Annotated in this window: 18 protein-coding genes; 4 read left to right on the plus strand and 14 right to left on the minus strand. The window is 34.3% G+C overall.

The annotated features are described in order from the left end of the window. The first annotated feature begins 43 nt into the window (after positions 1-43). A complete protein-coding gene (locus tag KWG70_RS02840; RefSeq protein WP_230934481.1) occupies positions 44-751 on the plus strand; it encodes a hypothetical protein in 708 nt (235 codons plus the stop codon). A gap of 76 nt (positions 752-827) precedes the next feature. Here the strand turns inward: KWG70_RS02840 and KWG70_RS02845 are convergent, their stop codons facing one another. The 13 genes from KWG70_RS02845 to KWG70_RS02905 form a co-directional block, all read right to left on the minus strand. After that, positions 828-2,954 (minus strand): c-type cytochrome domain-containing protein, encoded by a 2,127-nt coding sequence (locus tag KWG70_RS02845; RefSeq protein ID WP_230934482.1) that lies wholly within the window; start codon positions 2,952-2,954, stop codon positions 828-830. Then, positions 2,954-3,739 carry a chitobiase/beta-hexosaminidase C-terminal domain-containing protein gene (locus tag KWG70_RS02850; RefSeq protein ID WP_230934483.1) on the minus strand — a complete coding sequence of 262 codons (786 nt, stop codon included), beginning with the start codon at positions 3,737-3,739 and terminating at the stop codon, positions 2,954-2,956. The genes KWG70_RS02845 and KWG70_RS02850 overlap by 1 nt, the downstream gene beginning before the upstream one ends. Further along, on the minus strand, positions 3,736-4,779 hold the full coding sequence (locus KWG70_RS02855) for an NHL repeat-containing protein (protein WP_230934484.1): 1,044 nt from the start codon (positions 4,777-4,779) through the stop codon (positions 3,736-3,738). Before KWG70_RS02855 ends, KWG70_RS02850 begins: the two co-directional genes overlap by 4 nt. 1 nt (position 4,780) lies before the next feature. Beyond that, a complete protein-coding gene (locus KWG70_RS02860; protein WP_230934485.1) occupies positions 4,781-6,241 on the minus strand; it encodes a DUF1501 domain-containing protein in 1,461 nt (486 codons plus the stop codon). A 5-nt stretch (positions 6,242-6,246) separates the two neighbouring features. Further along, positions 6,247-8,592, minus strand: a complete 2,346-nt coding sequence (locus KWG70_RS02865; RefSeq protein ID WP_230934486.1) for a PSD1 and planctomycete cytochrome C domain-containing protein — start codon at positions 8,590-8,592, stop codon at positions 6,247-6,249. 84 nt (positions 8,593-8,676) lie between these two features. Beyond that, a complete protein-coding gene (locus tag KWG70_RS02870) occupies positions 8,677-9,750 on the minus strand; it encodes a PA0069 family radical SAM protein (protein WP_230934487.1) in 1,074 nt (357 codons plus the stop codon). 385 nt (positions 9,751-10,135) lie between these two features. Then, positions 10,136-10,918 (minus strand): enoyl-CoA hydratase/isomerase family protein, encoded by a 783-nt coding sequence (locus tag KWG70_RS02875; RefSeq protein ID WP_230934488.1) that lies wholly within the window; start codon positions 10,916-10,918, stop codon positions 10,136-10,138. A gap of 14 nt (positions 10,919-10,932) precedes the next feature. Continuing rightward, positions 10,933-12,387: a sensor histidine kinase gene (locus KWG70_RS02880; protein ID WP_230934489.1), complete on the minus strand. Its 1,455-nt coding sequence runs from the start codon at positions 12,385-12,387 to the stop codon at positions 10,933-10,935. Between the two features lie 45 nt (positions 12,388-12,432). Next, positions 12,433-12,981, minus strand: a complete 549-nt coding sequence (locus tag KWG70_RS02885) for a CopD family protein (protein ID WP_230934490.1) — start codon at positions 12,979-12,981, stop codon at positions 12,433-12,435. Between the two features lie 67 nt (positions 12,982-13,048). Then, entirely contained in the window at positions 13,049-16,141 is a 3,093-nt protein-coding gene (locus KWG70_RS02890; RefSeq protein ID WP_230934491.1) for a VPS10 domain-containing protein, read from the minus strand. Between the two features lie 48 nt (positions 16,142-16,189). Further along, positions 16,190-17,542 (minus strand): MATE family efflux transporter, encoded by a 1,353-nt coding sequence (locus tag KWG70_RS02895; RefSeq protein WP_230934492.1) that lies wholly within the window; start codon positions 17,540-17,542, stop codon positions 16,190-16,192. Further along, complete coding sequence (hemH, locus tag KWG70_RS02900) at positions 17,542-18,576, minus strand: ferrochelatase (protein WP_230934493.1); 1,035 nt, start codon at positions 18,574-18,576, stop codon at positions 17,542-17,544. Before hemH ends, KWG70_RS02895 begins: the two co-directional genes overlap by 1 nt. A 133-nt stretch (positions 18,577-18,709) precedes the next feature. Next, entirely contained in the window at positions 18,710-19,312 is a 603-nt protein-coding gene (locus tag KWG70_RS02905) for a hypothetical protein (protein ID WP_230934494.1), read from the minus strand. Between the two features lie 151 nt (positions 19,313-19,463). Here KWG70_RS02905 and KWG70_RS02910 point away from each other — a divergent pair, with 151 nt between their 5' ends. Beyond that, on the plus strand, positions 19,464-22,976 hold the full coding sequence (locus KWG70_RS02910; protein WP_230934495.1) for a TraB/GumN family protein: 3,513 nt from the start codon (positions 19,464-19,466) through the stop codon (positions 22,974-22,976). Here the strand turns inward: KWG70_RS02910 and KWG70_RS02915 are convergent. Continuing rightward, positions 22,973-23,893, minus strand: a complete 921-nt coding sequence (locus KWG70_RS02915) for a helix-turn-helix transcriptional regulator (RefSeq protein ID WP_230934496.1) — start codon at positions 23,891-23,893, stop codon at positions 22,973-22,975. The two genes, KWG70_RS02910 and KWG70_RS02915, sit on opposite strands and share 4 nt — an antisense overlap. A 170-nt stretch (positions 23,894-24,063) precedes the next feature. Here KWG70_RS02915 and hemA point away from each other — a divergent pair, with 170 nt between their 5' ends. Together hemA and hemC are read left to right on the plus strand one after the other, a co-directional pair. Then, positions 24,064-25,326, plus strand: a complete 1,263-nt coding sequence (hemA, locus tag KWG70_RS02920) for a glutamyl-tRNA reductase (RefSeq protein ID WP_230934497.1) — start codon at positions 24,064-24,066, stop codon at positions 25,324-25,326. Beyond that, entirely contained in the window at positions 25,319-26,893 is a 1,575-nt protein-coding gene (hemC, locus tag KWG70_RS02925) for a hydroxymethylbilane synthase (RefSeq protein WP_230934498.1), read from the plus strand. Before hemA ends, hemC begins: the two co-directional genes overlap by 8 nt. Position 26,894: the final 1 nt, after the last annotated feature.

The following is a 26,894-nucleotide window of genomic DNA, read 5'->3' on the forward strand; positions in this document are numbered from 1 at the left end:
ATCGCATACACGAACTCCTTGTAGATCATTAAAACCCCTAAACTTGAAACATAAAATCAGATTAAGATTTAAGAATTGGAAAAAATATGTATTCGAATTTCTATCCGTTTTTTTTGCAGTTACTTTCGCTTTTTTATTAGACAGATGGAATGAAAACAGAAAAGAAAGATTTACAGAAAAAACAATTCTAACAGAAATCTATAATGGTTTAGAAAGAGATAGTATTGATTTAGATAATGACGAGAAATCAATAAAATATAATATTAAGGCTGTCAATTATTTTAGAAAAATTGTTGACAATATAGAAGTTGATAATGATTCCTTGCCAACGTATTATTTTTATCTAACTAGAGATTTTTTAACCATTCAAAATACATCTGGATATGAAACTTTAAAATCTATAGGTTTAGAAATAATAGAAAATGACTCTTTGCGAAAAACGATAATTGATTTATATGAAGTGCGTTATAAATTACATAGAAAATTTACCGAGGAATATGATGAAAATAAGTATATGAGGAATTATTTTGAAAAAATCAATACCTCAATTTCTCCCAACTTTATTTATGACATTCGTGGCAATATAACTGGAATAAAGCAGCCATTAGACTTAAACGAAAAAGAAAAAAACTTGATAAAAAGTTATTTATGGAAACTAGAAATTAACAGACTTGACCGTGAAAGTGCCATAAAAAGGAATAAATCTAGAATTGGAGAAGTAAGAAACTACATTAAAGAAAATTTAAAATAAAGCCTAGTATTCTAATAGGAGTGTAAGTTAAATAGTAAAATCATCAAGTAAACACATAAAAGTTAAAGAATCTTCGCTACCAAAAATAAACCTCATCAACAAAAAGCCAAGATGGATTACCAGCACTTGGATGCCAACTAGGTAAGGCGTCATGGTTATTAACAACAATCTTAAAGTACCTTGCCGTGGTCTCAGGTAATGCTATTGTGAATTTTTCTTTTCGAGGGTCTACATTTTTGGTGCTAGGTGCATTTTTTAGGTCTCCCACTTTTTTGTAAACGCCTTTTTCGGTAGTAGATGTAAAAACAGTAATATCTGTTGGGTATAAAATCCAACTCCCAATATCTTCAAGACAACTAACAGAAATATGATTTACAGTTTGCTGTTCTTTTAGGTCAATAGTAATCTGCAAATCATTACCAAAATAACCAATCCAATGACCATCCCTAAAATCTGTACTGCCTTCTTTCATATCAAACACCTTTAGAGGATCTGGGTAACGATCGTCAGGCATGTCTTCTACTATAAAGTCTGTCACAGCATACTGCACTTTTGCATAGTGTCTTGTAATCACATCACTTGGCTCCCAGCCATCTTTAAACGCAGCAATTTTGAGTGTTTTTGAAGTGTTTAAAATCAGTTTTTCATTAAAAATTTTAGACGTAGAATCTGGCACATCTCCATTGAGCGTATACCGTATCTCCACATTTTTTAACCGACTCAACACATTCACATGAATTGTATCGTTGAACAAAGTTTTACTCGGACTTATTAGTGGCGGTTCTAACTGACTTCTATCTACAAAACCTACAATATCATTTTGAATGCTAACGCCAAAGGTGTTGGCTAGTCGTCGTGCATTATCATTATCAACATTAGTATTCCAGGAGTAAATACGTTTAGGTTGTATTGCTGTTAATAGGTTTTCAAGTCCGTCTTCGGAAATAGCAGTATTGTGAATATTAAGCACTTCGAGATGCTCTAGTGCTTTAAGGTTTTCAATGGTTTTATCTGAAATTGACGTGCCCTGTAAGCGAAGTGACTTGAGGTTTTTGAACTTTTTAAACCCTGAAGTCAATTCATCTGTTAGTCCCGAATTACTAAAATCTAATTCAATGATTTGTTCATCTAAAGCTAAAAGGGTTTCCATCGTGTTTTTAGTTGGAACACTATCTAAATATTTGACATTAAGTTCTGCTTGACCTGGAACCAATTCTAACACACGAAACCCAGCAGCTTTTACCTCATCAATATCATCTTGAGATGCTTTAGGAATATTTACTTTGTTAAAAACGAGATACTTGTTTAGTTTCTTTTTTAAGGTGTCATTTTCTGAATTAGCAGTCGCATAATTTTCAAAATCTAACCCATTTTCAATCCAATGTTCAATTAACCAAATCTCATCTTTTGTTAATTGATCCTTCCCTTCTGGAGGCATATGCTCCTCATCGGAAATAGGAAGCAACACTCTTGAATACAATAAACTTTCCGAAGCATTTCCACTAATAACACTCAACCCGCTCGCACCACCTTTTAAGATCTGCTCTTTTGTAACTAGTGACAATTCTCCTTTTTGCTTTGAGGCATTATGACATTGAATACATTTTTTATCCAAAATCTTTACAACAACATCATTGTATAGTTTTAAACTATCAATGTCTTCAATCGTTCGCTCTTTTTTCGAAACGCTTATGTATTCGGTTAAATACTGATCGCCATGTGTTAAAACACTTCCATAATGACCAGCAACACTAATACTAATTACAGTTGCTATAAACAATGGAAGAAAGATCTTATTCGACTTAAAAGACGGCTTTAAACTCATAAAGAAAAGAACAACAGCTAATAGTGCTGTAGCAATTCCTGTATAAAAATGAAGGTCTAAGGTCTCCTTTTGATAACCGCCTTCTAAAGATAAAAAGTAACCCAAAAAACAGGTGATGATTGCAAAAAGCGAAGTGAAACCGAGCAAACTCTTTATGGTGTTTTCTGGATAGTTCTTCTGAAATCTTCCTAAAACATCAATAAAAAAAGTGACTATCAATGCACCAATTGGTAAATGTAAAAGCAATGGATGAAAACGCCCTAAGGCTAAAATAAATCGAGGCGATTCATCTGTTTTTATACCATACAATGTTAGTACTCCAAATAGGAGTAATACTATTAAAAAAACACTTTTATATATCTGATTATTATTTGTCATTAATTAAAAATCCATTCGTCCATAAATAACCATGCTTTGAGTCCTTTTCCTGGATGCCATTCTGGTAATTCTTTGGTATTACTTATCATTACCGATAGTGATTCAACATCTTTTTCTATTGAAATTCGAACATCATCTAATGCTAAAACCTCTTTGGTTTCTGGTTGAGGCATTTTTACTTGTACTGTATCTGTTTTATTAATTATTACAGAAACGACCTCTGGCGGAAAAATCCAAGACTTTGTATCCACCAAATAGCCTATAGTCACACTTTTAATGTACGTGTCTTTTGCAAAATAAACATTGGCTTTCACAATAGTATCAAAACCTAACCATTGTTGATCTCTAAAATTTAAAGCAGCTTTTTGATGATTTACAAGCGTTGAATCACCCAAACCTTGATAGGTACTATGTGCTTTGGTCTTCCAATCGATACGAAGAGGCGTTAGTCCTTTTTGATAGACTTTCAATTCTGAAACAGCACTAGGTTTCCAATCGGGATGAAAGGCTTTAAACTTATAACGCCCTTCATCACTTACTACTAAAGCCGATTTATAGGCCTCTGAAGATTGAGATGGTTCGGAACCATCAGATGTATAAAATATCTCAACCCCTTTCATACGTAATTCTGAAGTAATCACAACTGAAGAATCAATAATCGTATTCGATGCTTTTACTCTGGGCTGCTCCAATTGAATATCTTGCTGTTGAACATAAGGACTCTTCTCTTTTTTAGCACAACCAAAAAAGCAAAGCATGACCAAAACCACAATGTTCACTTTCATACTCGTGTTAATTTTATGGGATAGGTTTGACCCGAATTCCATTGTGCAACATACATATTCTCATCATCATCAATACACACATCATGCGGATGTTGAAATAATCGAATCGTTTGATATAACTCTTCCAGATTGTGATTTTTATAAGAAGGAGCTGTAGCTCCAGGACAAGATATGACTTCATTATTCTCATTCATAATTAAGATAAAGCCAGATTTTGAGCGCAATGAATTTTTAGACCTCAACACGGCAAAATAAATGTCCTTTTTATGAATCACAGGACGACAAATTAAAGCGCCAGGCACATTTATAGTTTCTAAAAATTCACCCTTCAAACTAAATCGTTTTAACTGATTTAATTCTCTTGCAGATATTAAAAGTGACGGATTTTGTTTATCTCTATCGTCATAACAAATACCATGAGCATTTAAAAACTGTCCGTTTCCAGTTCCTTGTCCTCCAAAAATATTCAATAACTCCCCTTTGTGATTATAATGTATAATGTGCTGCTTGCCATAACCATCTGCAACATAAAAATCACCATTCTCAACCACAGTAGTCTCCGTTGGTTTGAAGTCTTCTTTTGTCGCGTACTTTCCTGTTTCCGACGGAAAATCTAAAGTAAATACAACCTTACCGTCTATAGTAGTTTTAATAATTTGGTGACGTTCATAATCGGTAATTAATAAAAAATCTGTTCCATTTTCTTTCACTAAGGTTAATCCATGTGCGCCAGGATACTCTGTTCCCCAAGTTTCTAATAAGGTTCCAGATTTATCATAGATGATTACATTATTCTTAATATGATTGGTCAATAACACAATTCGTCCCTTCGAATCTTGAACCATTTCATGACAATCATTAACAGGTGTTTTTAATGAATTAAGCTGTCCCCAATTAAGATTGACTTTATACTTATGAGAGTTGTGTCCAACAATAATATCTTCGGTCTTACTAAACGAAAAAGCACTACTATACATAGGATACGTTAATAATCCCATAGCAAGACATGACGATTGCTTTAGAAATTTCCTCCTACTCATATTAGCTTATCAAATCATTAATAACATGTCCAGAAACGTCAGTAAGTCTAAAACGTCTTCCTTGATGTTTGTACGTAAACTTGGTATGATCTATTCCCATTAAATGCATCATTGTGGCTTGTAAATCGTGAACATGCACTGGGTCTTTTGCAATATTATAACCAAAATCATCTGTTTCCCCATATGTAAACCCTGGCTTCACACCTCCTCCTGCCATAAACATGGTAAAGCATTTTGGATGATGATCTCTGCCGTAATTTGTATCGGTTAATGTGCCTTGACTATAATTGGTTCGGCCAAATTCTCCTCCCCAAACCACTAGTGTGTCTTCTAATAATCCGCGTTGTTTTAAATCCATAATCAATGCAGCAGTAGCTTGATCGATATCTTTAGCTTGTTTTTCAATTTGAGATGGTAAATTTTCATGTTGATCCCAACCCATATGATACAACTGCACAAATCTTACATCCTTTTCTACTAAGCGTCTTGCTAACAAACAATTTGCAGCATAGGTTCCAGGTATTGCCGCATTAGAGCCATACATTTGAAGAATATGGTCTGGTTCGTCTTCAATATTCATAGTATCTGGCACAGATGTTTGCATTCTATAAGCCATTTCATACTGCGCAATTCTACTGTTAATCTCAGGATCACCAAATTCACGCTCTTGCTTCTCATTTAATTCGCTAATATGATCGAGCATTTTACGACGTTCAGACCTTGTCATTCCTTCAGGATCTTTTAGATATAGTACTGGATCTTTACCTGAACGAAACTGTACACCTTGATGTAATGAGCTTAAAAAGCCATTTCCCCAAAGTCTTGAATATAAAGGTTGCGCAAGTGGTCGCCCTGTTCCTCTCGACAACAATACTGTAAATGTAGGCAAGTTATCATTTAAGCTACCTAAACCGTAACTCATCCAAGAACCTATACTTGGTCGTCCTGCCTGCTGAGAACCTGTTTGGAAGAATGTTATTGCTGGATCATGATTAATAGCTTCAGTATGCATAGACTTCACAAAACAAAGCTCATCTACAATCTTGGCAGTATAAGGCATTAAATCGCTAACCCAAGCTCTGGATTCTCCATACTGATTAAACTTAAACTGACTACCAACTAAAGGAAAACTATCTTGACCTGAAGTCATCCCTGTTAAACGCTGACCTTGCCTCACAGAATCTGGTAGGTCTTGACCACGCATTTTATCAAGTAGAGGTTTGTAATCAAATAATTCTAATTGCGATGGACCACCACTTTGAAACAGATATATCACACGCTTTGCTTTTGGTGCAAAATGAGGTAAATTCATGCCAGCTAAAGGAGATCCTTCGGCTTCAACAATTGAAGAGAAGGGATCTAGCATAGACGCAGCAGCCAATCCACCAATACCTAAACCCAATTTTTTGATAAATTGTCGTCTGTTATTATTCAAAAAATGTTTTGAAACTTCATCTTCCATAGTTACTATCCTTTTACAATGGCTTCGTCTAAATTAAAAATCAAACTTGTTAATGTGCTCAATGCATATAATTTTTCTTCTGAAATATCTTCTCGTTTTTCCGTTAACTGAATCCGTTTTGTATCATCATAATTTGCTTCTGAGTCTGATAGAAAGTTTAGAAGGTTATCAACTTCAAATTCCTCTGGAGCTCTAGACGTAATTTTTCTAAAAATAATCTGGATTCGTTTTTTATCTGTTAAATTCTTATCCTTAAGTAATTGAGTGGCCAGAACAGTTGAAGCTTCAATAAGCTGAGGATCATTAAGCATTACTAAAGCTTGCAATGGTGTACTTGTTTTTTGGCGTTCTATGGTACAAAAATCTCTAGTTGCTGCATCAAAAGTGAGCATTGCCGGAGGAGGAACCGTTCGTTTCCAAAAGGTATACAAGCTTCTTCTATATAAATTCTCGCCTGTGTCCATAATATATTCTGTAAGTCCTTGTCCTGATGTCGTTTCAGCCCAAAGCCCCTTGGGTTGATATGGTTTCACACTTGGCCCACCAACTTTTTCTACCAATAACCCACTAACCGCAAGTGCATTATCTCGTATCATTTCTGCAGTTAATTTTTGTCTTGAGCTTCGAGCCAGCCATTTATTATAAGGGTCAATTTCTAGTAATTCTGGAGTAGCTTTTGATGTTTGTTGATAAGTGCTAGACATGACCATTCGCCTCATCATCTTTTTCATATCCCATCCATCTTCCCTAAATGTAATCGCTAACCAATCTAATAATTCGGGATGTGATGGTAGTGCTCCCTGATTCCCAAAATCTGAACTTGAAGCGACAATACCAACTCCAAAAATTTGTTGCCATAATCTATTGACGGCTACTCTGGCTGTCAATGTGTTTTTCTCATCAAAAAACCAATTTGCCAACCCTAATCTGTTTTTTTTAAAACCATCAAAAGGAAGTACAGCTTTTGGTGTTGCTGGCTCGACCTCTTCACCATGCGCATCATAAGCTCCTCTTTTGAGTACATATGTTTTTCTATTAGGCGCATCATCTCGCATAACCATCAAATCAATCTCTGGAATCGAATCTGGTTTATTTATAAATGACAGTACCTCATCAATTTCTTTTTCAGTAATCTTAATATTAGGTTCTGGAATTTCACCATAATCCATTCGTCCTTTTTCCTTAACTTTATTAAAGAAACTGTAAAAACTGAAGTATTCCTTTTGCGAAATAGGATCGTATTTATGATCATGGCATTGTGCGCATTCCATAGTTAATCCTAATAAAGATTTTGAAACTGTATTGGTTCGATCTAAAACATACTCTACACGATATTCTTCATCTATCACACCACCTTCTTGGGTAATCTTATGATTTCTATTAAACCCTGTCGCTAGAATTTGCTCTAATGTAGCATCGGGTAATAAATCGCCAGCGAGTTGCCATTTAATGAATTCATCGTAGGGTATATTTCTGTTAAACGCACTAATAACCCAATCGCGCCAAGGCCACATAACACGCTCTAAGTCATCCTGATAACCATGTGTGTCTGAATATCTAGACACATCCAGCCAACTTGCCGTCATATGTTCTCCATATTGTGTGGAGTTGAGTAAACGATCAACTATTTTTTCATAGGCAGTATTAGAATTATCAGCTAAAAAAGCATCAATATCTGCTAGGCTCGGAGGTAAACCCGTTAAATCAAAATAAACCCGTCTTATCAGCTTTTCCTTACTTGCTTTTTCAGAAAGCGACAATCCTTGTTCTTCTAATTTTTGAATGATAAAATTATCAATTTCATTTACAACAAGGTTGTTGTTTTTCACCTCAGGAATCTTAGACTTCTCAGGAGCAACGAATGCCCAATGATCTTTCCAAACCGCACCTTGTGCTATCCATTTTGTAAGCACTGCTTTTTCATAGGTATTTAATGACAAATTAGAATCTTCAGGAGGCATCATTTTTAAAGGATTAGTAGAATTAATCCTATGAGCCATTTGACTCAAAAGTGTATCTCCTGGGACAACAGCAAATCGGTCTAAGTTTTCACCAATAGCCGCATAAGCACCTTCCTTAGTATCTAATCTTAAATTCGCTTCACGTGTACCATTATCTGGACCATGACACAAATAGCAGCGATCAGATAAAATAGGTTTTACGTCGAAAATATAATCGACAGTTTCGGGTACTTCTTTAGTAGAATTAGCATCGGTTAAACCTGATGAATCAACAGTCACATAGTCGCTCTTTGGCGTCTTTGAAATGTATTTATAACAAAGCACTAAAACAAACGGTATTGCAAAATACAATATCCATTTAAATGGCTTGTTTTGTTCTTTCTTTTTCAATTTTTAGCTGCTTACAAAGCCTTTAGGGGCAATATTAAACTAATGCCCTACAAGATAGTAATCTGTACTAGTAAAACCAAAATATTAGAACAATCGCATCTGTCCATCTTTAAAAGGTTCGTGTAGCTCAATATTTAACTTAGGCATTGTTTTTCCTTTGAAATATTTGAGTCGAGCTAATTTAACTAGATCATGAATTTGTTTTGCAATTTGGCCTTCACCACTCATTCGTTTTCCAAAGCGAGACTCATTGAGTTTACCTCCATGACAATTTTCTATTTGATGTAATACCTTTTCGGCACGATCGGGAAGCGCTTTATGAATCCAATCTGTAAAAATTTCACCAATAGCTCCATTTAATCGTACAATTGTATGCGCTATACTTAATGCGCCAGCCTCAGAAACAGATTTAGCCAAGGGTAAGATCTCATGACTATTAATTGAAGGAATAATTGGCGCTAACATCACATTTACAGGAATACCATGTTCACTCAATATTTTTACAGTCCTTAATCGTTTCTTAATGGATGCCGTTCTAGGTTCTAAGATTCGTCTTGTTGTTTCAGATAATGATGTTATGGATATATTTACACTAACTAGGTTGTCTTTCGCTAATTCTTGTAGAATATCCAGATCACGAAGAATCAAAGCGTTTTTAGTAATGATACCTACTGGATGTTTATACTTCAAAAATACCTCTAAGCATTGTCTAGTAATCTTAAATTTTTTTTCTGCAGGTTGATAGCAATCTGTATTTCCAGACATCACTATAGGATAGGCTTTCCAACTTTTACGTTTTATAAAAGCTTCTAATAACTTTGACGCATCGGTTTTAATTAAAATACGACGCTCAAAATCCAATCCAGCACTAAAGCCCCAATACTCATGACTATTTCGTGCATAACAATAAATGCAACCATGTTCACAGCCTTGGTACATATTCATAGAATAAGCCATTCCTACATCTGGACTTGTGACTTTATTGACAATCGTTTTTGGAAAAACAGGAAGATATAATGTCTTATTTTGATCGGCTTGCTCACCTTCTTTTGCACAATATTCTAAAAAATCATCACGTTGCTCATGACTCAATTCAAAAAAACGATTGTGTACATTCTGTTGAGCGCCTCGGCCTTTTATGATTGATTTTTTAAACATATTTTGTATTTTTTTGTAAAATTACAAAATATTTATGAATCATCAACCTATATAATTAGCATCATTTAAAAGTAATAATAGTTTTATTGGTTATTGGGTTTTAACCAAATAGCTATGTTTATAAATAGTAATGTATTGAGGCCCAAAACAAGAGAAACTACAAACCAACTGTTTATACTTAGTCTATGCTTTTTGCATATTTCAACAATACCAATGGCAACAGCTAATCTTTCAACAAGAATGAATAGCACAAAGAAAACCCAAAAATCTGATGTTAAATTTTCCGCTAAGAAAGGCCTTAAAAATATATAGACAACAAGCAAAGATAAAAACCAAACTAGTATGGGTAAAAAAACGAACGCTGTTTTGTTGCTCATTTAAGTCATTATTTTCCTGGGAAATCCGCTTTACGCTTTTCTAAGAATGCTGTTGTTCCTTCTGTGAAGTCTTGGGTACCAAAGCATTTTCCAAATTGTTTGACTTCGGTTTTATAACCATTAACGCCATCTTTATAATTAGCATTAATAGATTTAATAGCAGCTTTAATAGCCACTGAAGAATTACGCATGATCTTACTTGCAATCTTTTCGGCCAAGGCAATTAATTCACCTTCAGCAGTGACATGATTTACCAAACCATACTGTAATGCTTGATTGGCATCGATCATTCCTGCAGTCATCACCATTTCCATAGCACGACCTTTTCCTACTAACTGAGGTAAACGCTGTGTTCCACCATATCCTGGAATAACACCTAGCGACACTTCAGGCAATCCCATTTTAGCATTAGCACTAGCAACTCTAAAATGACAAGCCATAGCCAATTCTAAACCTCCTCCTAGTGCAAAACCATTAACAGCCGCTATGACTGGAGTTCCTAAGTTCTCGATATAATCAAATAAAAGTTCTTGCCCCTTTGCAGCTAATTTCTCTCCATTCTTGACATCAAAATCTGCAAATTCACTAATATCTGCACCTGCAACAAATGCTTTTTCACCACTACCAGTGATAATAACAACTTTCGTCTCATCACTTTTGTTCGCTATTTTAAGTGCATCGTGCAACTCTTGTATCGTTGCTTTATTTAAAGCATTGAGTTTACTCGGTCTATTAATTGTAATTGTGGTAATTCCGTTATAGGTATTGGATAAGATGTTTTCGTAACTCATGGTGTTTTGTATTGTTATAACTTCGGAAATGTAACTGAAAATGTTGTTCCAGCTCCTTGTTGAGATGTAAAGGTAATATTTCCTTTATAAGTTTCAACAATATTTTTAACCATAGCTAAACCTAATCCCATTCCACTTGTTTTTGTCGTAAATTTAGGTTCGAAGATCAATGGTTTATTCTCTTCAGTAATTCCAACCCCATTGTCTTCTACAGTAATTTTAACCATATCATTTTCGGAAGTGACCTTAACTTCAATTCTTGGGTTTTCTTTATCCTCAGGAATGGCCTGAATTCCATTCTTAACTAAATTGGTAACAACACGTATTAACTGGGTACGATCGAAATTTGCTACAATATCTTCATCTTCGGAAGAAAAAATAATATAATCTTCACTAAAAATATCCAGTCCCAATTTTACAATATTAGTAACGTTTAATGTTTCATTTTTTTGAGCAGGCATTTTGGCAAAATTTGAAAATGCCGAGGCTATAGAGCTCATTGTATCTATTTGCTGAATGAGTGTCTGGCTATATTCGTCTACTTTTTGATGAATATTCTCATCATCTGGATTAAACTTACGCTGAAAACTTTGCACACTCAAACGCATTGGTGTTAATGGGTTTTTAATCTCATGAGCAACTTGTTTTGCCATTTCTCTCCATGCTTGTTCACGTTCACTTGTTGCTAATTTTACAGCACTTTCCTCCAACTCGTCTATCATACTATTGTAGGAGTTAATTAGCGTCGAAATTTCTTCGCTAGAGGATGCAATATCAATTTTCTTATTCCGCTTTTCTAATCGAGTTTCATTTATTTTATCTGCAATAGTTTTTAAGGTTCTAGTGATATATTTAGATAACAACAACGCCAGAATAATGGCAATAAGCATCATAAACAAATAGGCATAAGCAAGTCGCTCTAAAAACTCATCTAATTCTTTATTTAAGAAATCATCATTCTCAAGATATGGTAAATTTAAAATAGCTAAAGGCTTCGATTTAGAATCAAGAATATATCGATACGATGATTGAAACGTCTCACCATTTTTTTGGATCTTTTCTACAAAACGGTGTTCGGCAGTATTTGAAATTTCGTTTAAAACATTAGTATCTATACATTGAGATATTGAGTCATTGGTAAAGCTTGCTTTAGACGTAATGAGCAAAGTCCCATCTAAATCGTACAAATTAATTCTTAAACTGTGAATTTCTGCGATTCTATAGATTTCATCTTTAAAAATCAAAGGTACCTTTTCTGTTTCAACAAGATAGGTCGTTTCTTTAATCACATAGTCTATATCACTAATTATAGCCTGTTCTTTTCGTTCTAAACGGCCCTTATGATAATCTCTAGCTTCTTCATTATATTGGTAAATAGTGACACCTGCAATAAGTATAGATGCAATAAGCACCAATAATATCATGGCAAAAAAGATACGGACTCGTAAAGACAGTTTGTTTAACTTCATCTCAATTTTTGTAGTGCAATAAATGTAACAATAATTAAGCCAATATTAAGCTTCAGGATTTTTACGTCTAATATTCTTATAAATCTTGAAACCTAACATCAATAAAACAGCTAGTACAACAATCCCTATAACGCCAAAGATCCAATTAATAGCATTTTTCAGAATAACTAAAAATACTACAGCAAATAAAATAAAGGTTGCACCTTCATTCCATAAGCGCATAAAGTTTGAGGTTTTCTTTACCTCATCACGTTGTAATTGCTTATAAAACTGATGCGTTTTTAAATGGTATAAAAGCAATAGCACAACAAAAGCAAGCTTAACATGCATCCAAGGTTGTTCTAACCAAACAGGCTGCAATACAATGAGCCAAATGGCAAATAGTGTTGCTAAAATTGCAGATGGCCATGTGATGATGTTCCATAAGCGTTTAGCCATTAGTTTTAATTGTTTTCCCAAGATTTCCTTTTCAGGAGATGGTTTATGGAAGGCTTCAATTTGATACACAAATAATCTAGGAATATAGAATAGACCTGCAAACCACGTTACAACAAAAATAAGATGAAGGGCTTTTATATAATTGTAATATTCCATTTAAATATCATTAGTTAAATAAATTCTTAGTAGAGATATCTCGACTGCGCTCGATATGACAACAAAATTAATCCTCGACAAATAAATAGTTTAAGTTCTTAGCATTAAAGTCTGCATTAAATTGTTTGATTTTATTGGATATCAATGTGTTAAATGCATTCAATTGTTCATCTATTTTAGCCGTCAGTTCATTTTTTACAGCTATATCCTGATCGGTTGGTGGAAAATCTCCCATACTTACTAAAGAGTTCAAATGCCCTAATTTGTTGGTCAACCTAATTGGGAAATTTAAAGGGTCTTGACCACTTCTGTTTTTGGTTTGATACAAAGCTTCTTCAATTGTTGTAAATTCTTCCTTGAGCTTTTTTGCGTCTTCCAATAACTGTTTCAGGTCGTCATTCCCTTTATATTGTGCTTCAAAAGCTGAAAGCTGTTTTTTAATTTTTCTAATAGTCTTGATGGATTTATGAGCGTCATCCATAGTTTTATTGACATCTTTTATAAAATCAAATTGCTTTTGCATATCGGCTTGTGAACTTTCTGCACGAGGATCTGCGACAATATTAAACGACTGTGGAGTTGCTGTTCCATTCACATTAAGATGTACTTTATATGTTCCTGGAATAGCTCTTGGACCATTTAAGCTTGCCCACCACAAAATCATACCATCTAAACGCTCGGCGCCCTCATAAGTCATATTCCACACAAATTGATTCATGCCTTGTTTGACTTCGAGCTTATCCTTTTTTTTGTTTTTAGTTGAAAACGTCTTAATCGTATCGCCCTTAGTATCAAAATAAGTAAGTGACACTTCATCATTTTTTGCGTCATAGCTTTTTAGATTAAAATATGTGATGACACCATTTGGGTGGTTCGTTCCTTCTGTCTTACTTCCTTTGCGACTACCACCACGCATTCTATAGGTATCTTTAGGTTTGAATAACCTGTTGTCTTCCGTATTGGAACTGTACAATTGATGTATAACAGTCAAGTCATCAATAATCCAAAGACTTCTTCCTTGCGTTGCAACAATTAGGTTGTTGTCTTTTAAGGTTATATCTGTAATTGGAACTATTGGAAGGTTTAATTGAAAAGGCTTCCAATTCTTTCCATCATCAAACGAGATATACATACCTGTTTCTGTTCCAGCATATAGCAACCCTTTTTGTTTTGGGTCTTCGCGTAGTACTCTTGTGAAATGTTCTGGATTAATACCATTAGTAATCTTCTTCCACGTTTTACCGTAATCGGTTGTTTTATAAAGGTAAGGTGCAAAATCACCTGTTTTATATTTTGTTCCAGCCACATAACACGTTCCAGCATCAAAAGCACTAGGTTCTATACTATTAATCATCATCCATTCTGGCATCCCTTTAGGTGTAACATTCTCCCAATTTTGTCCGCCATCTCTTGTGATATGAATTAAACCATCATCACTACCAACCCATAGTAAACCTTCAGTAATTGGCGATTCTTGAGCGGCAAAAATTGTGCAATAATACTCTACAGACGTATTGTCTTGTGTAATTGGCCCTCCAGAAGATTTTAATTTTTCCGGGTCGTTTCTAGTCAAATCCGGACTAATAATTTTCCACGACTGTCCTTCATTTTCAGTAACATGAACATGCTGAGAAAATGTATACAATCGATCAGGATTATGCTTAGAGAAAATAATAGGAAAGTTCCACTGAAAGCGATACTTCATCCCTTCGGCACCATGACCCATAGGGTTGTCTGGCCAAACATTAATCGCTCTTACCGTACCTGTTTTATGATTCACTCTGGTTAAAAACCCATCATAACTTCCTCCATAAACAATATCATTATCTTCTGGGTCTACAGCAATATGAGCCGATTCTCCTCCCGCTGTACTTTCCCAGTCGTCTTCAGAAATCGATCTACCATCTGTTCTATGTGGAATTCTAATAGTAGAATTATCTTGTTGTGCTACATAAATACGGTAAGGAAAATGATTATCTGTCGTGACACGATAAAACTGTGAGGTTGGTTGATTTCTATAGGTGCTCCATGTATCGCCTCCATCATAAGTCACTTGAGCCCCACCATCATCACCAATAATCATTCGGTTTGGGTCTTCAGGTGCAATCCACAAATCGTGATGATCTCCATGTGGCGCATTATAAGTGCTAAATGTTTTTCCACCATCTGTACTTTTATGATAGCGTACATTTAAAACATAGACCACATCTACATCTTTAGTATCTGCATATACTCTAGTATAGTACCATGCACGCTGACGCAATTTACGTTCGCTATTAACCTGTTTCCAAGTTTCGCCTCCATCTTCACTTCTATATAAACCACCCTTATCTTTATTTTCTACAATAGCCCAAACACGTTGATTGTTTACAGGCGATACTGTAACACCTATAATCCCTAAAGTTCCTTCTGGAAATCCTTTTTTAGTTGAAATCTCGGTCCAGGTTTCACCTTTATCTGTGCTTTTCCATAACGCAGAACCGTCACCACCAGAACTTAGACTGTAAGGTGTGCGCTGTACACGCCATGTTGATGCATATAATATTCTAGGGTTTGTTGGATCTATAATTAAATCAACAACACCAGCATGTTCGTTAGAAAACAATGTTTTTTTCCATGTCTTTCCACCATCTGTACTTTTATAAACACCACGTTCTTGAGTTGGTTTGTAGATATTTCCGAGAACACCTGCGTATACGATATTATGATTTGTTGGATCAACTGCAATTCGAGGTACGTGACGTGAGTTTTTCAAACCTGAAGATACCCATGTTTTTCCTGCGTCAACACTTTTCCAAATCCCATAACCTGAAGACACATTTCCACGAACTGTTTTTTCTCCTCCACCAACGTACATTACATTAGGGTCACTTTTTGATACTGTAATTGCACCGATACTTCCGCCGAAAAATCCGTCAGAAATATTATCCCAAGACCGTCCGCCATCTAATGTTTTCCATATCCCTCCACCTGTTGCTCCAAAGTAATAGAGGTTTGGTTTATTGGGAACGCCTGTAACCGCAGCACTTCGTCCACCTCTAAAAGGGCCTAAAAGTCGATACTCCAGCGCGTCGTATTGTGATTCATTAAAAGATTGGGCTTCAAGTTGTGCTATATTTCCGAAGAAAAAAAGACACAACAATACAGTGATTAGTCTCATTTTGTTGGTGGTTTTATTAATAGCTTTAAAAATAAGCATAAAAAAATATTATGCCATTGTCTTATTCAATTTTAACGTCACTTCTCGACGTAAAAAGAAGGCTGTTACGATTGTCGATAATACATCTGATATTGGAAATGACATCCAAACCCCTAACTCACCATAATAAGCTGGCAGAATGAAAATTAGAGGGATAAAAAATATGCCTTGTCGTGTTAGTGTTAGCAATAATGCAGGAATAGCTTTTCCTACTGCTTGAAAATATGCAGCACCAATAAGTTGGATAGCTATAATTGGTGTTGCAGCAAATACCCAACGCATAGCTGATGGTGTTTCTTTAATAACTTCGGCATCTGTGGTAAATAATTTAGTGATGGCTTCTGGAAAAATCATAAGCATTATAAAGACCAAAGTTGCTAAACCTGCAGCATATTTTAAAGCTGTATAAATCGTTTGTTTTACACGATCGTACTTTTCGGCTCCATAATTAAAACCTGCTATTGGGAGAAATCCTTGAGTAATTCCATAAACAGGAAAAAGTGCAAACATCAACATACGACCAACAATCGCATAGGCTGTTACCGAAGTTTCACCTCCGAGATCAAATAAGATATTATTCATGAATAAGTAAGTAACACTTACAATAGCTTGTCTTGATAATGTTACAAAACCTAATGAGCCTATTTCTTTAACAATAGGTAGTCGTAATTTAAAATAGCAGTTCGTTAGTTTTAATTCAGAGTTTTTAGAAAGAAAAAACCATAAAATAAATGCAAAACACAAAAGATATGATCCTGTAGTAGCCCAAGCAGCTCCTTCCATTCCAAGATCCATGATATTAATAAATACATAGTCTAAAATCAAATTTCCTATAGACGGAATCATCATAGCATACATGGCAAACTTTGGTTTCCCTTCAGCTCTTATAACTGTATTGCCCATCATACAAAATGCTAGAAAAGGAATACCATAAAGTACAATGGTGTAATAAATTTTAGCAGGTTTGAAAATACCGCCTTTTCCTCCAAAAGCAGGTATAATATCGTTAACAAAATACAGCCCTGGTACAACCAATGCCACTGTGAGTAGTAATGTTAATGTAATTTGATTACCAAATGTTTGAAGTGCTTTGGTCTCGTTATTTGCGCCCAAAGCTCTTGAGATAATAGATGACCCTCCTATACCAATAGCCATACCTAAAGCAGCAATAAAAAAGGATACTGGAAGCACAACATTAATAGCTGCAATAGCCGTAGCACCAATCCATTGCCCTACAAAAATTGTATCAACTAATATATTGAGCGACATCACTAAGATTCCAATTGAAGCAGGAACAGCCTGCTTAATTAGTAATTTGCCAATAGGTTGAGTTCCTAAATCTTGTGATGATACTTTAGCCATTACACAACAACGGTTTCAGTTGTTGCCCACTGGTTAATCCATTTTGATATTAGATCAACAAACTCTTGATCGTCATTTAAACACGGAACAGTTGTAAATTCCTTTCCACCCATTTCATGGAAAATCTCTTCTCCTTCCATTGCGATTTCTTCAAGGGTTTCTAAACAATCACTAACAAATGCTGGTGTAACAATGGCCATTTTTTTCACACCTTCTTTACCCAAGCGTTCAATGGTTCTATCAGTATAAGGTCTTAACCATGGGTCAAATCCTAATCGCGATTGAAAGGATGTAGAATACGTCTCTTCTTTGAGGTTTAGTTTTTCAGCAACCAATCGTGTCACTTCTTTACATTGGTGTCTGTAACAAAATTCATGAGCAGGTGATGCAGTTGCACAGCAGCTCCCATCTATTTTACAATGTGACTTTGTGATATCGCTCTTTCTAATGTGTCGTTCTGGAACACCATGATACGAGAATAGTAAATGCTCGTAATCTTTATCTTTTAAATGTTTAGCAATAGAGTTTGACAACACTTCTATATAATTTGAATCGTTGTAGAATGCCTTTAGATCTTGGATTTTTATCTGCGGAAAATGTGCTTGACGTATCTCTTCGGCCAACACCAAAATCGTTTCAGTTGTTGCCATGGCAAACTGAGGATACAAAGGAATCAAAAACACCTCATCAACGCCCTTATCAACCAATTCTTGGAGTCCTTTTTTTATGGTCATGCTCCCATAACGCATGGCTAAACTCACAGGTAGATCTGTTTTTTTCTGAATTGACTTTTGCAATCGTTCTGAAATGACAATTAAGGGTGAACCTTCATCCCACCAAATTTTTTGATACGCTTTAGCTGATGCTTTAGGTCGTGTATTTAGTATAATGCCTTTAACAAGTAATGTCCTTGCCCAAAGTGGTACATCTATCACGCGTTCATCCATTAAAAATTCCCCTAAATACTTTTTTACATCTTTAGGTTCTGGGCTATCTGGAGAACCAAGATTTACGAGTAAAACTCCTTTTTTCATTTACATATTTTTTGTAGCAAGTCATTAAGACCTGTAATTCGATACTATTTGTTTGAAAATTCACATTAATCGTCATTCCAAAACAAGATATAGTATCACATACTTTTGCATAAACTCATCAATAAAGCTAGGGTTACTTCTTTTCTTTAAGCAATGTTGTTCTTACGCTTTCTGGAATTATTGAATTTACTAATTCTTTCATTGTGTCATCATTACCTATAAACTTCCAACCGTCATATTTTGGGTCTTTTATAGCGAACATATTGGCATCCATATTTATCAATAATGACACTGTTTTTAAATCAGATGTGACATTGGTCTCACCAAATTGAGTTTTCATGATCCCTTCCATAAATTCTAAAAAGGTTTTTTGCTCCTCTTCTGATTTGTCTTTTTCAGAAATAAATGTCATTCTCATTTTACTATTATAAAAAATAGCGGCATAGGTTATATTTTCCACTTCCATCTTATCCGTAACATCAGTTACAGTGTTTGATACAAACTCAATTTTCATGTCTGGCGAATTGAACATTTGTTCCATTCCAGCTTTCATTTGTTCTTTAGATGCCGTATCAAATACCTTTGGATACATGTAATCCAAAACACCATCAAAGTTTTGATTGGTCATATACTCATAATAAGTCTCAGCATTTTTAGTGATTTCTTCTTTGTGAGATTGAGAGAAACTTGAAAATGTAACTAATAAGGCGAATAGTAATGTTGAAAATAATTTCATAATTGTGTTTTAATTTGTTTTTGCAAAAATACGACAGTATTTCATAATAGACAGAATATTTGGACGTTCACTATTTAAAAAGAGGAGTTTACTCATTATAATTTTCACTACTAGTCATCTTATTCTATATTTACAACTCTAATTAAGCTTTATGAAAAAAATAATACTATCAGTCCTAATCACTTTTTTTACAACTTTAGGCTTTACTCAAAATAACAGTTTACTCTGGGAGATTTCAGGCAATGGTTTATTAGAGAGCTCTTACATTTACGGCACAATGCATGTTAGTAAAAAAGTGGCTTTTAGATTAGATGATGTGTTCTATGAAGCCTTAGAAAAAAGTGAATGCGTGGCTTTAGAATCTGATCCAACACAATGGCTTGAGCATTCTTATGAGGATTTAAATATGATGTATAATGACTACAATGGTTCTTATGGCGATAATTTTTATTCAAGATTATTTAAGTTGAAACCTGTTGATGAGCTCATGGTTAGAAATATTATCCGTTTTGACAACAATCTTATAAATGGCTACCTGTATAGAAAAAATTCATTTTCTGATAATTTTGAAGAAGAAACCTATCTTGACATGTTTATTTTTCAGGCTGGAAAGAAAAACAACAAACTAATTGTAGGCCTTGAGGATATTAACGAATCTCGTTTTTTAACCACTAAAGCAGCATACAACCCTATCAAAAAGGAACCTGACGCATGGTTTAGTAAGCTTATAAAAACTGAAAACCCGTATTTACTTCAGGAGAATGTTTACAGAGAGCGAAATATTGCTTTACTAGATTCTATTGGATCTGCTACCAACACAGAGTTTTATAGAGAGCATATGCTTTTTAAGCGAAATGAAAATATGGTTATTGTTCTTGACTCTCTCATGCATAAAAAGACGGTTTTTTCTGGTGTTGGCGCTGCACATCTTGCTGGAGAAAAAGGAATGCTACAAATGCTTAGAGATAGAGGTTACACAGTAAAACCATTAACATCTAAGCAGACGGATTTTGCTAAAAACGAAAAAGAAAAATTAGAAAACTTATTCACTAAACCCGAGTTATCTTACCACTCAACTCCAGATCAATTTATTGAAATTAAAAGCTTTGATAAGTTAAGAGAGTTCACCTTCAATAGAGTAAAATATTATATAGCACCAGATATGACTAATGGTGCTTATTTAACTATCAACAGACTAAGTACTTACGAATATTTACCTAGTGAAAAAGAAAAAGTAAGTCTTGATTATATTAAAAACTTACTATATGAGGATATTCCAGGAGATATTATCGAAAAAAAAGAATTTGATCTTCCTTTTCCTGGTATTAGTATTTTAAACAAAACCAAAAAAGGGGATTATCAAAAATATCATATTTATAAAACCCCATTAGAGATTATAGTTGTAAAATTTGGTGGTAAAAAAGATTTTGTTTTGAACTATCATGAAGAAATCTTTAATTCTATCAAATTCAAAACAACATCTTCAGAATATATTAATTTTACAGATCCTCTTAAAAAATATACCTTTAAGTTTCCTGAGTATTATATTACAGATAACTTAAAAAACTCTGGAAAGAAATCAGTTCAAGGTTATATTGATTCTGACTACTATTTCTTTCAAGAATCACCAAATCACGATATTCAATATATCGAAGAAGATGACTTTGAGGCTAAATTTATTCACACCAATTTTTATAAAGAATTAGATATCGACGAAATCGAGGGAGCTCTAAAAAAAGGGACATACAGTAGCTATGTGTCTTCGGCAGAAATCGACTCTATAAGTCATAAAAAAATATGGTTGAAATCTGTAGTTAAAGACGGAAGCTACTATTTGCTTGGTTATGCAGGAATACAAGAAGATAATGCCAACGCGTATTTTGATTCTTTTGTAGTTAATACGGCTCAATACGAACCATTTGAAACAGTCACAGACACAACCTTATTGTTTACCGTGAAATCACCTACTAAAGCACCTTTGGTGTTTACAGGTTATACCATGCGTAAAAACAAACCTTATGAGCAAAATATTAAAAGGAATACGTTTACCTCAAAATCTAATGAAGAAATATACGTCTCTAGAACTAAGTTTCATGATTTAGAAATGTATGAAAATGTAGATAGCCTTTGGAATAGCATCACTAGGAGAAAACGCCTTAAAAACTACTACAATAAAAACAAAAAAGTCTTTACAATTCATGATGAAAAACGATCCTCTAAAAATGGCTATAACATTTATACCTTAAAATATCGGGATTCGTTAAGTAGCAAAGAGATTCTAGTTAAATACATTCAGAAAAAAGGAACACTTTTTAAATTATCTACTCTTAAAGATAGTATTGCTAAGCCTTCTAAATTTGTAACAGAATTTTACGAATCGTTCACACCAATGGACTCTTTATTAGGTGAAGATATTTTTGCTGACAAAACAGCCAGATTTTTTGAGGCTCTTAAGGCAAATGACAGTATTGTTTTTAAAGGGTACACCAAAATAAACTTTAATAAATCTCATGCATCAGCAATTAAAGATATTATCGAAAATCATGACTTCCCCGAAGACAAAGAAAACATAAAAACAAATCTTGTTGGTCAACTCATAAGAATTGACCAAAGCCCAGCAACAATAGATTTTATAAAGAAGCTTTATGAAGATTCATATGCCAAACCTTCAATTCAAAACAGAATTATAAGCACCTTATTATCTAGAACTTCAAAATCTTCTAACGAACTCATTAAAGAGCTCATGCAAATAGACATTCCTTTAGGTAGTCGATATTCTGGATTTAGTTTTTATGACATTAGTTCAGATTCATTGAAAGTGATGAAACAGTTGTATCCTAACATGTTGCAATACGCCTCTATTCAAGAATACAAAAAACCTGTTTACGGACTATTAGTTAGGCTTTTAGACAGTAATATTGTGAAACCTAAGGTTTACAAATCAACTAAAAAGCAACTCATTAATGATGCTAAAATTGAAATCAAACGAAGTTTAAATAAAAGCAAATACGCAAGGTTTGATGAAAATGATATGTTAGATGGTTATACCAAACTCCTATTTCCGTTTAGAGAAGAAAAATCTGTTGCTGCATTTTATGACAAACTTATTCTTAGTAAAAATATTCAGGCATTAACAACTTATTATGCACTTCTTAAAAAAGAGAGAGCAAGCATTCCAGAACAGCTAAAAAAGGAAACCATTTATAATGAAAAGGCTCAAGCGATGCTAGTTGCCAAACTGCATTTTTTAAAGCTATTGACAACCGATGTTTTAAAAACAATTGATTTAGAGACCTACGCTAAGTCGGGTCTCTTAATTAGTAACAACAGTATTAAGAAAAAAGATTCTATTGTGTTATTTGAAAAGCGTCAATTGGAAACAGATACCAAAAAACCATTAACCGTATTTATTTTTAAAAGAACAAGAGCAAATGAGTCTAGAGAATCTGAGTATCTACATTTTGTAGCTTTTGAAACACCTACTAATGATCGATACAATGTAGAACCGTATTACACATCTAGAAATAATGGACGTTTTATTAATAATGGTACAACTGAAGAAGATATCATTGAAGATGTGTTGTTATTAATTAAACATAAAACACGAAAGCGGGTAAGCATTAATACAGATGATTATATTGGTGGCTTAGATCTCGATTTTTAGCCCAAGGCCATTAAGTATTTTTTTGGCGTAGTACCATATTTCTTTTTGAATGCTGAAATGAAATGACTCGATGTACTATAGCCTACTTTAAGTCCAACTTCATTTACATTATGATCACCAGCCTCTAACAATTTCCTTGCCACTTCCATCTTATAGTCAAATAAGAAACTAAATACAGAGTCTCCATAGATTTGTTTGAAGCCCTCTTTTAGCTTTTTAAGACTTAAGCCTATCTCTTCCGAAAGTTCTTGGAGAGTAGGTGGCTCTGCCATACGAGCAATGATAATATCCTTGGCTTTTCGTATTTTAATCACGTTTGTTTCGTCAACAAGAAACGGACATTGTTCAATATCTGCGTCTTCACTTCTATTAAAATACAAACTCAATAATTCTAAAGCTTTTCCTTTGAAGTATAGATTTTTAATAGAAGAATTCAAATTATAATTAATCAATTGATTGAGTACAATTGCCATAGATGGCGAAATCTTACCGTCCTTATAATACTTCTTATCCTTGTTGTCCTCACTTAAAAATGTGATATAATCTGCTTCTTGAGAAAACAAGCCATGAAACTCTTTAATGGAAACCAAAACAGAAACCAACCAAGAATTTGGATAGACTTCTAAATGAATGGGTAAATCACGCTGAGGGTTGTACAATAATAGTGAGTTTTCCTCTTCAATCTTTAAACGATAATTTCCATTATTGAAAATGAACTCGCTTGAACCTTTAATACAAAAGTGAAATTGAATAAAACTGCTATCAATCTCACGTTCAAGGGTTTGAATGTGAGACGCTTCATTTTGATAGGTTAGTACGAAAAATCCGTCGTCTAATTTTGTTTCATCAAATGAACCTCTAGCGACATTTTTTGGGCCCTGAAAATTAGAATTATTTTTGTTGTTATTTAGATTCATTCTAAACTAATAGCTTTTAAAGTACTGTTATTACTGCAAAAGTATGACATTTATCATATAATATTAAGAAATGAGTTTAAAAAACCACAAACGATACTTAAAGTTCTCCTAGCGTTGTTTTTTTTCGATTGTCCTTTTTATTTTTGCTATCGTAATTTTCCAAATCAGGTATGGAGCACTACAATATGTCGAAAGGCACAACATTTTATGCAATTGGTCTCAGCTATAAAAAAGCCGATGCCGAAGTGCGTGGTCATTTTAGTTTAGATGAAACGTCTAAGCTTGCCGTTTTAGAACAGGCAAAACAAAATGGTATTGACAGCTTAATTGTGACTTCAACATGTAATCGAACCGAAATCTACGGTTTTGCTCAACATCCCTTTCAACTCATTCAATTGCTTTGCGATAACACTAAAGGTACTGTTGAAGAGTTTCAAAAAGTAGCATATGTCTATAAGAACAAAGATGCTATTTCCCATATTTTCAGAGTTGGTTCAGGGCTAGACAGTCAAATTCTTGGTGATTTTGAAATTATTAGCCAGTTAAAAGTTAGTGCAAAACTATCTAAGAAACACCAATTATTTAATCCGTTTTTAGAACGTTTGGTCAATGCCGTTATTCAAGCATCAAAACGAATAAAAACAGAAACCAACATTTCATCTGGTGCAACGTCTGTATCATTTGCCTCTGTTCAATACATCATGAACACGATTAAAAATGTTTCAGAAAACAACATTTTATTGTTTGGAACTGGGAAAATTGGAAGAAATACGTGTGAGAACTTAGTAAAACATACTAAAAATGAGCATATCACTTTAATCAACAGAACTAAAGATAAAGCCGAAGCAGTTGCTGGAAAGTTCAATTTATTGGTTAAGGATTATGCAAATCTTCAGGAAGAAATCAATGCATCAGATATTTTAATTGTTGCTACTGGAGCTCAAAACCCAACAGTAGACAAACATTGCATTCAAACTACAAAACCATTATTAATTTTAGATTTATCCATTCCGAAGAATGTAAATGATAATGTGACAGATTTAGATAATGTGACATTAGTTCATCTTGATGATTTATCTCAAATTACCGATGAAACTCTAGAGCGTAGAAAAGCACATATTCCTGTTGCCGAAACTATTATTGAAGAGATTAAAACCGACTTTAATGCTTGGTTAGCAACTCGAAAATTTGCACCAACAATAAAAGCATTAAAACATAAGCTCACCAATTTTGCTAATGCCGAATTGGATACACAACGAAAAAAAATGAATGATTTTAATGAAGCGCAAGCCGAATTGATTAGCAATAACATCATTCAAAAAATTACCAATCACTTTGCACACCATTTAAAAGGCGACGATGTATCTACAGATGACAGCCTTGAACTCATTAAAAAAGTGTTTCAACTAGAAGCAACTACAGACAATGTCTAAACTTATAAGAATTGGAACTCGCGATAGCGAACTTGCGCTGTGGCAAGCCAAAACCGTTCAACAACAGCTCGAACATTTAGGTTACAAAACACAACTAGTCCCAGTTAAATCAACAGGAGATTTAGTACTTAACAAGCCTATCTATGAACTAGGTATTACTGGCGTTTTTACAAAAACCCTTGATATCGCAATGCTTAATGAAGAGATTGATATTGCAGTGCATTCACTTAAAGATGTACCTACCGTATTACCAAAAGGGATTGTACAAGCTGCTGTTTTGAAACGTGGTAATGTTAAAGATTGTTTAGTGTATAAAAACAATGAAGAATTTTTATCACAACGCAACGCTGTAATTGCCACTGGAAGTCTACGTAGAAGAGCGCAATGGTTAAATCGTTATCCTACACATAGCTTAGTTGATTTACGCGGAAATGTAAATTCTCGGTTACAAAAGCTAGAAGACAACGATTGGAATGCCGCTATTTTTGCGGCAGCTGGCCTAGGACGTATTGGGCTACGACCTGAACAAAGTTTTAATTTAGATTGGATGCTTCCTGCTCCTGCACAAGGCGCAATTATGATTACAGCGCTCGAAAATGATGAAGAAACAAGGGCTATTTGTGCTGAAATCAATCATGAAGACACCGAAACATGTACCTCTATTGAGCGTAAATTTCTAAACCTTTTAGAAGGTGGGTGTTCTGCTCCTATTGGTGCTTTGGCATTTATTAAAAATGAAGAAGTTCACTTTCAAGGCGTATTACTAAGCCTTGATGGCAGCAAAAAAATAGAAGTTCAACGCACAGTCGCTTTAGGTAAGCATGAAGAGTTAGCTGAGTTTTGTGCCAACTATATTATCGAGCGTGGCGGAAAACGTTTAATGGATGATATTAAAGTTGCATCAAAAGACGTAAACATCTACTCTACCAAGACCTTAACCGATGATCAAAAGCAATTATTTCATGATGATGTGGTTTCTGAAAGTTCAGACTTTATAAAGATTAGCTTGAACCGTATGACATCAAAGGTCTTAAGACCTATGCCAAAAAATGTCATTATTACGAGTAAAAATGCAGTAGAGGCATTACTTATGAATTTTGCTCCTCAAGAATTACAATTTGAGAACATCTATTGTGTGGGAAGACGTACCAAACGTCTAACAGAACGAAAAATAGGAAAAGTTAAGCATACAGAGAACAACTCAAAAAAACTCGCCGAGTACCTAATAGAGTATATTGATGGTACAGAGATCACTTATTTTTGTAGTGATATTCGTTTAGACGACTTACCAACGATACTCAAAGACAATCATATTGAGGTTAATGAGATCACGGCTTACGAAACCAAATACGACGCCGTAAAAATTAAAGACTCTGTAAAAGGTGTCATGTTTTATAGCCCGTCAACAGTACAAAGTTATAAACAAGAAAATGATGATGATGTCATTGCGTTTTGTATTGGAGATACCACAGCAAAAGAAGCAAGTAAACACTTTGAAGATGTAAGGATTGCTAAAGTTCCTACTGTTGAAAGTGTTATTGAATTAGTAAACGAATATTACGTTTAAC

Source organism: Psychroserpens luteolus (genome assembly GCF_021032705.1).
Classification (GTDB): domain Bacteria; phylum Bacteroidota; class Bacteroidia; order Flavobacteriales; family Flavobacteriaceae; genus Psychroserpens; species Psychroserpens luteolus.

Coding starts and splice junctions, on each gene's coding strand:
- KWG70_RS02845 (WP_230934482.1), bottom strand. CDS start 2,954: ATGACAAATAATAATCAGATATATAAAAGTGTTTTTTTAATAGTATTA.
- KWG70_RS02850 (WP_230934483.1), bottom strand. CDS start 3,739: ATGAAAGTGAACATTGTGGTTTTGGTCATGCTTTGCTTTTTTGGTTGT.
- KWG70_RS02855 (WP_230934484.1), bottom strand. CDS start 4,779: ATGAGTAGGAGGAAATTTCTAAAGCAATCGTCATGTCTTGCTATGGGA.
- KWG70_RS02860 (WP_230934485.1), bottom strand. CDS start 6,241: ATGGAAGATGAAGTTTCAAAACATTTTTTGAATAATAACAGACGACAA.
- KWG70_RS02870 (WP_230934487.1), bottom strand. CDS start 9,750: ATGTTTAAAAAATCAATCATAAAAGGCCGAGGCGCTCAACAGAATGTA.
- KWG70_RS02875 (WP_230934488.1), bottom strand. CDS start 10,918: ATGAGTTACGAAAACATCTTATCCAATACCTATAACGGAATTACCACA.
- KWG70_RS02880 (WP_230934489.1), bottom strand. CDS start 12,387: ATGAAGTTAAACAAACTGTCTTTACGAGTCCGTATCTTTTTTGCCATG.
- KWG70_RS02885 (WP_230934490.1), bottom strand. CDS start 12,981: ATGGAATATTACAATTATATAAAAGCCCTTCATCTTATTTTTGTTGTA.
- KWG70_RS02890 (WP_230934491.1), bottom strand. CDS start 16,141: ATGAGACTAATCACTGTATTGTTGTGTCTTTTTTTCTTCGGAAATATA.
- KWG70_RS02895 (WP_230934492.1), bottom strand. CDS start 17,542: ATGGCTAAAGTATCATCACAAGATTTAGGAACTCAACCTATTGGCAAA.
- hemH (WP_230934493.1), bottom strand. CDS start 18,576: ATGAAAAAAGGAGTTTTACTCGTAAATCTTGGTTCTCCAGATAGCCCA.
- KWG70_RS02905 (WP_230934494.1), bottom strand. CDS start 19,312: ATGAAATTATTTTCAACATTACTATTCGCCTTATTAGTTACATTTTCA.
- KWG70_RS02910 (WP_230934495.1), top strand. CDS start 19,464: ATGAAAAAAATAATACTATCAGTCCTAATCACTTTTTTTACAACTTTA.
- KWG70_RS02915 (WP_230934496.1), bottom strand. CDS start 23,893: ATGAATCTAAATAACAACAAAAATAATTCTAATTTTCAGGGCCCAAAA.
- hemA (WP_230934497.1), top strand. CDS start 24,064: ATGGAGCACTACAATATGTCGAAAGGCACAACATTTTATGCAATTGGT.
- hemC (WP_230934498.1), top strand. CDS start 25,319: ATGTCTAAACTTATAAGAATTGGAACTCGCGATAGCGAACTTGCGCTG.